The following is a 6,220-nucleotide window of genomic DNA, read 5'->3' as shown; positions in this document are numbered from 1 at the left end:
TTTATTTCGAAGTATTTTGCGAGAAACTCGTTCAACTTCAAACACTTGACTCGCTTGCGATCTCTCGTAGCGGGAGGCGAATTCTACAGCGTTACTAGCTGCTGTCAACTACCTTTTTTACCGCCTTGAATCTCAAACGCTTGTTGCATCTCGCTGCGTGCATCGCTGCGAGGAGGCGAATAATACGCGGTTTGAAATCAGAGTCAACACCTTGATCTAAAAAAACTTTCTGACTGTTATTCGGGTTGTGAGCAACTAAATAGAAGCGCAATGGATCTGTAGAGAACCACCCAGCGGAGCACAGCGGCCATGAGCGATGCGCAGAGCGACAAAACCCCAGGCCTGTCAGCGGATGAAGAGCAGGAAATCAGCCACAACCAACCGCCCCGAGCAGCGGTCCTGCACGAGATCATTCGTGCCCAGGGCGACCAGGAGCTTGAGCGCACGCTCGCCGCGCTATGGTGGTCAGCCTTGGCCGCAGGCCTGAGCATGGGCCTATCGCTCATGGCCATGGGCTTGTTCTATGCCCGCCTACCCGAAGGCGATAGCGCCCAGGTGATTGCCAGCATCGGCTACAGCGCGGGGTTCATGGCCGTGATTCTGGCTCGCCAACAACTGTTTACCGAAAACACCCTGACTGCCGTGCTGCCGTTGATGACCACTCCCACCCTGGCCAATCTGGGTCGGCTGCTGCGACTCTGGAGCGTGGTTCTCTTGGGCAATCTGGCCGGGACTATATTAGTAGCGTGGGTGATGCTCGAATTGCCGATCTTCGACAGCAAGGCCGATGTGGCGTTTCTGGAAGTGGGCCGCAAGGTGATGAAGAACGACATCAGCCAGATGTTCGCCAAGGGCATCGTCTCCGGATGGATGATCGCCACCATGGTCTGGATGATCCCCGCCATGGAGAACGCCAAGATCTGGATCATCCTGATGATTACCTACTTGATGGCATTGGGCGATTTCACCCATATCGTCGTAGGCTCCGTGGAAGTGTCCTACCTGGTATGGGCCGGAGATGAAACCTGGCAGGCCTTCTGGCTGGAGTTCGCCTTACCCACCCTGGTCGGCAACATTATCGGCGGCAGCTTTATCTTCGCCCTAATAAGCCACGCCCAAGTCCGCAGCGACAGCGGCAAGCCTCCTTCGCAGCTACTTAAAGAAGGCAATAAGCCCACAAGCCGCCGCCAGGAGCCCAAGCTCTGATCTTCAGCGTGAAGCCACCGAGCGCTGCGCCGCCCTGCCCTGCTGGCGTATCGGACGTGGCTGCCACCAGTTCTGCCCGGCATGCGGTGAGTCGAGGCTGATGCGCTCGCCCATCTGCGGCGTACTCAGTTTCACCTGCGCCTGCGCGGCCAACGCCAGAATGCGCTCGAACGGTTCCTGCCAACCATGGATGGAGAGATCAAAGGTGCCGTTGTGGATCGGCAACAACCACTGCCCGCGCAAATCCAGGTGTGCCTGCAAGCTCTGCTCTGGCTGCATATGAACATTCGGCCAGGCCAGGTTATAGGCACCGGTCTCGATCAGGGTCAGGTTGAACGGCCCATAGCGTTCGCCGATCTGCCGAAAGCCGTCGAAGTAGCCGGTATCACCACTGAAGAACAGCCGCAGGTCATCGTCGATGACCACCCACGAGGCCCACAGGGTTTGATTGCTGTCGAACAGCCCACGGCCAGAAAAATGCTGCGCCGGGGTGGCGATCAAACGCACGCCGCCCACCTCGGTTTCCTGCCACCAGTCGAGCTGACGCACTTTCTCACTCGGGACACCCCAGTCGATCAGCCGGTCGCCCACGCCCAAGGGGGCAAGGAACTTGTCAGTGCGCCCTGCCAGTTGGCGAATGGCCTGTTCATCGAGGTGATCGAAATGATCGTGCGACAGAATCACCGCGGCCAGTGCCGGCACCTCGTTCAGCGCCAGGGGCGGCGCATGAAAACGCACTGGCCCAGCCCATTGCACCGGCGAGGCGCGTTCGGCGAAAACCGGGTCGGTAATAAAGAAGCGCCCACGCAGCTTGAGCAGTACCGTTGAATGCCCCAGTCGCCAGAGGCTGTGGTCTGGCGCATCGAGTACCTGCTGGCGGGTCATCGGCAGCAGGCTGATTGGCGCAACGGGTCGGGTCTCGGGGGGCTTGCGCAACAACAAGTACTTAAGGCCAATGCGCAGTTTTTTCATTACCCCATCCTGGGGCAGCGTCGCCTGATTGTGGAATCGTCCATCCCTGTAGTGCGCCGGGTCAGCGGCGTTAGAGGCCGTGGGCAGCATGAACAGAAGCACTCCGAGCAGGAACAAGGCGTTCATGTTACCCCACAGTGATCGGATCAACCGTGAATTGGCTTGTAAGGTCATTTTTCGCCGAGCGAACACTGTTGAACAATATTCACGCGATTTATGCGATAAACGGCGTCCCACGGAAGAACCACGACCATGATCGATAATAACAGCGGCAAGGGACTCTCATTCGTCAGGCGCATCTACCTGCCGCGGATCCTCGGCATGGGCATTGGCCTGTTCTGCGTGATGGCTGCGATGGCCCCCTTGCAGCCGCCGACCTGGATCTGGGTGCTGATGCTGGTCAACGCTGTGGCCTGGCCACACCTGGCCTATCAGTGGGCGATGCGCTCGGCAGCGCCCTACCGGGCCGAGCAGCGCAACTTGTTGCTCGATTCGCTGATGGGCGGGTTCTGGACCGCTGCCTTCCACTTCAATCCACTGCCCAGTGTCACCATCCTGTCGATGATGGCCATGAACAATGTCGCCGCCGGCGGCAAACGCTTGGTTATTCGCGGTTTACTGGCACAGCTGGCCGGTATGCTGCTGGCCAGCTTGCTAGTCGGTACCGGCTTGCAGCTGCAAGCCACCTCCTTGCAGGTTTTCGCCTGCCTGCCGATGCTCACCCTCTACCCATTGGCATTGGGCTGGGTGTGCTACCGGCTGGCAATCAAGCTGGCCGATCACAAGCGCCAACTCAGCGCCCTGAGCCGCACCGACAGCCTCACCGGCCTGCTCAACCATGGCTCGTGGAAGGACCTGCTGCTACTCAAATTCCAGATCTGTCGCCAGCAGCAGCTACCCGCGGTTATCGCCCTGATCGATATCGATCACTTCAAGTCCATCAACGATACCTTCGGTCATGTGGTCGGCGACTGCGTGCTGCGCCATCTGAGCCAGGAACTGCGGCGTAACCTGCGCGAGGATGACCTGGGCGGGCGCTACGGCGGCGACGAGTTTTGCGTGATCTTCCCGAATATCGACGAAGCGCGTGCCGGCCAGGCCATGGAGCGCCTGCGTGAACGGGTCAATGCTTACCGCAACCCGCAGCTGCCTGCGCTGCGTATCAGCCTGAGCATCGGCCTGGCGGCGTTCAATGCCGAGCTCAAGTCTGCCGAACACTGGCTTGAAGAAGCCGACAAAGCGTTGTACGCAGCCAAGCACCAAGGCCGCGACCAGGTGAATTTCAATCGTGGCGGCGGCGCACCGCTCAGGCTGGCCTATCCTGAATGAACCTTCCCTCAAGCCATCGGCGGGAGGGATGCAGTTCTACAAGGAGTAGCCTCGCGCATGGACAGGACCGTCGCCCTATCGCCCGCAAGCCCCGCTCCACGTCTGCAAGTACATCGTTTGATCTTTGGCTTTTCTGCGCTGTTTCTGCTGGCCGCGCTGGTCACGCTCGGGGCGCTGTTCAATATCGCCGCCACCCTGGATCAGCAAGAGCAGGATCAAAGCACCTTCCACGCCACCCAAGCACTGGAGCAGCGCCTGCTCGCCTCGCGTCAGTTTCTTTCCAGCTACGCGGTGTGGGACGCCGCCTACCAGCACCTGAGCGGTGAGGTCGACTGGCAATGGGCGTACGAGGAGAAGAACGTCGGCGAATCGCTGTTCAGCGCCAGCGGCTATGAAGGCGTGTTCGTCATTGATGACCAGCGCACAACCTATGCCCTATTTAAAGGCAGCCCAAGCCAATCGCCGGCCAGCGCCTATATAGACGCTGCCCTGGCGCCGATCATAGCCCAAGCGCGAAAAGCCGCCCCCGCACGCGAGCAGATCAGTCATTTCGCCTTGCTCAACGGCTGGCCGGCAGTACTCACTGCCGCCGCCATTCGCCCTGACATAGAGGTTTCAGAAGCCGACGTGGCCCAGGCGCCGATCATGCTCTTCGTCGACCAACTGACCGAAGCCAAGCTGACCAAGCTCGGCCAGGGTGCAGGTTTGAGCGACATGCGCGTCGAGCCAGTCAACAGCAATGCGCACGGCCAACCGCGCATAACCCTGGGCAACACCGGCTATCGCCTGGCCTGGAGTAGCCCACAACCCGGCCGCCAGTTGCTCTGGGCGGTGCTGCCGCCCTTGCTCGGCGCTTTAGTAGTGCTGGGCCTGGTGATGCTTTATCTGTTTCGCCATGCGTTGCGCAGCTCACAGGCCATCGACCTGAGCCTGCAACGCCTGCAACAGAGCAATCAGGCCCTGGAAGCCAGCGAGCAGCGCTTTCGCGCAGTTGCCGAGGCGGCGTCTGACTGGATCTGGGAAACCGATCGCCACCAGCGCCTGACCTATCTCTCGCAGCGCTTCGCCAGCGTCACCGGGTATCGCGTGGAGGACTGGCTGGGCCAGCCGCTCAACCAGTTGCTGGCGTGCGACACCACGCCCCTGTCACCCTGGCTGGACGCCCAGACCGACACCGATCCACAGCAGTTGGCCAACCTGCGCTGCGCCTACCGCGACCACATCGGGCAGAACCGCTACTGCCGGATTTCGGCACGTGCGATTGTGTATGCCGGCAAGCTGGCAGGTTTTCGCGGGACCGCCAGCGACATCACCGACGAGGTCGATGCCCACGCCAGGATCCAGCACCTGTCCATGCATGATGCCCTGACTGGCCTGGCCAACCGCAACAAACTGTCGCGTCATCTGGAGCAAGCCCTGCTGCGCGGCAGCGACTCGCCGCCGCTGACCTTACTGTTGCTGGACCTGGACAACTTCAAGCCAATCAACGACTCGCTCGGCCATCCGGCAGGCGATGCGGTATTGCAGGAAGTGGCTGCTCGCCTGCGCGACACCACCCGCGACGGTGATCTGGTGGCGCGGCTTGGCGGTGATGAATTCGTCCTGGTCCTCAGCGGCATGGACAATCGCAGCGAGATCGACCGCCTCTGCGCGCGCCTGATCGAGCTGCTGCAACGGCCCATCGCTTATGAAGAACAACAACTGCACATCGGCGCCAGCCTGGGGGTAGCCCAGACCCGATCGCAGGGGTTCGATGCCGGCGAACTGATCCGCTGCGCCGACATTGCCCTGTATCAGGCCAAAGCCGACGGCAAGAACACCTGGCGCTACTTCTCGCCGGAAATGAGCCAGCAGATCCAGTACCGCCGGCAGCTGGAAAACGACCTGCGCCGAGCGCTCAAGCACAATGAGTTCGTCCTGCATTATCAGCCGCGCTACCGCCTGGACGATCTGCGCATCGTTTCCGTAGAAGCATTGGTGCGCTGGCAGCACCCGCAGGAAGGCTTGCTTGGCCCGGACATCTTCATCCCGCTGGCCGAACAAAGCGACCTGATTGCCGCACTCGGGCGCTGGGTCCTGCGCGAAGCCTGCAGCACCGCGCGCGACTGGCCGCAGGCGCTGCTGGTTTCGGTCAATCTGTCTCCGGCGCAGTTCTCGCGCAGTGACGTGGTCGCCGATGTGCGCGAGATCCTGTTGGAGACCGGCTTCCCGGCGCAACGTCTGGAGCTGGAGATTACCGAGAATGTCATGCTCAACGACATCGAAGGGGCGCTAGGCACGATGCTCGCGCTCAAGGAGTTGGGCGTGCGGCTGAACATGGATGATTTCGGCACCGGATATTCATCGCTGGGTTATCTGCGCACCTATCCGTTCGACAGCATCAAGATCGACAAGCGCTTCATTGCCGGCCTGAATAGCCAAAACGGCAATGACCGCGCGGTCGTGCAGGCGATCATCAACCTGGGCAAGGCAATGGGTTTGACGGTCACCGCCGAGGGAGTAGAGACCGAGCAACAGCTCAAGGCGCTGGGCAAGGAGCGCTGCCATGAAGTGCAGGGCTATTACTTGAGCAGGCCGGTGGACAAGGACAGTTTCGAGGCCTTGTTGCGTCAGCCGGATGATCAGCAGCATGGGGCGGGTTGAGCCTTGGGGGTTGTGTCAAATCAGGCCTCTTCGCGGGCAAGCCCGCTGCCACAGCAATAGCGCCAATTTC

4 protein-coding genes are annotated in these 6,220 nt (G+C 60.7%); 3 read left to right on the top strand and 1 reads right to left on the bottom strand.

Going from position 1 to position 6,220, the window contains the following annotated elements; genetic code table 11:
* The first annotated feature begins 309 nt into the window (after positions 1-309).
* On the top strand, positions 310-1,206 hold the full coding sequence (locus ACI2JX_RS12425; RefSeq protein ID WP_264236391.1) for a formate/nitrite transporter family protein: 897 nt from the start codon (positions 310-312) through the stop codon (positions 1,204-1,206).
* Positions 1,207-1,209: 3 nt separating this feature from the next.
* Here ACI2JX_RS12425 and ACI2JX_RS12420 read toward each other — a convergent pair whose 3' ends face one another.
* Positions 1,210-2,304: an MBL fold metallo-hydrolase gene (locus ACI2JX_RS12420; protein ID WP_404690173.1), complete on the bottom strand. Its 1,095-nt coding sequence runs from the start codon at positions 2,302-2,304 to the stop codon at positions 1,210-1,212.
* 126 nt (positions 2,305-2,430) lie between these two features.
* Here ACI2JX_RS12420 and ACI2JX_RS12415 point away from each other — a divergent pair, with 126 nt between their 5' ends.
* Both ACI2JX_RS12415 and ACI2JX_RS12410 read left to right on the top strand, forming a co-directional pair.
* Positions 2,431-3,507, top strand: coding sequence for a diguanylate cyclase (locus ACI2JX_RS12415; RefSeq protein ID WP_404690172.1), 1,077 nt, complete (start codon positions 2,431-2,433; stop codon positions 3,505-3,507).
* A gap of 57 nt (positions 3,508-3,564) precedes the next feature.
* Complete coding sequence (locus ACI2JX_RS12410; protein ID WP_404690171.1) at positions 3,565-6,150, top strand: EAL domain-containing protein; 2,586 nt, start codon at positions 3,565-3,567, stop codon at positions 6,148-6,150.
* The last annotated feature ends 70 nt before the right edge of the window (positions 6,151-6,220 follow it).

Source organism: Pseudomonas sp. NPDC088890 (assembly GCF_044900155.1).
In the GTDB taxonomy this organism is placed as follows: Bacteria; Pseudomonadota; Gammaproteobacteria; order Pseudomonadales; family Pseudomonadaceae; genus Aquipseudomonas; species Aquipseudomonas urmiensis.
The sequence above is the reverse complement of the archived record's forward strand: the minus strand, read 5'-3'. Positions and strand labels throughout refer to the sequence as shown.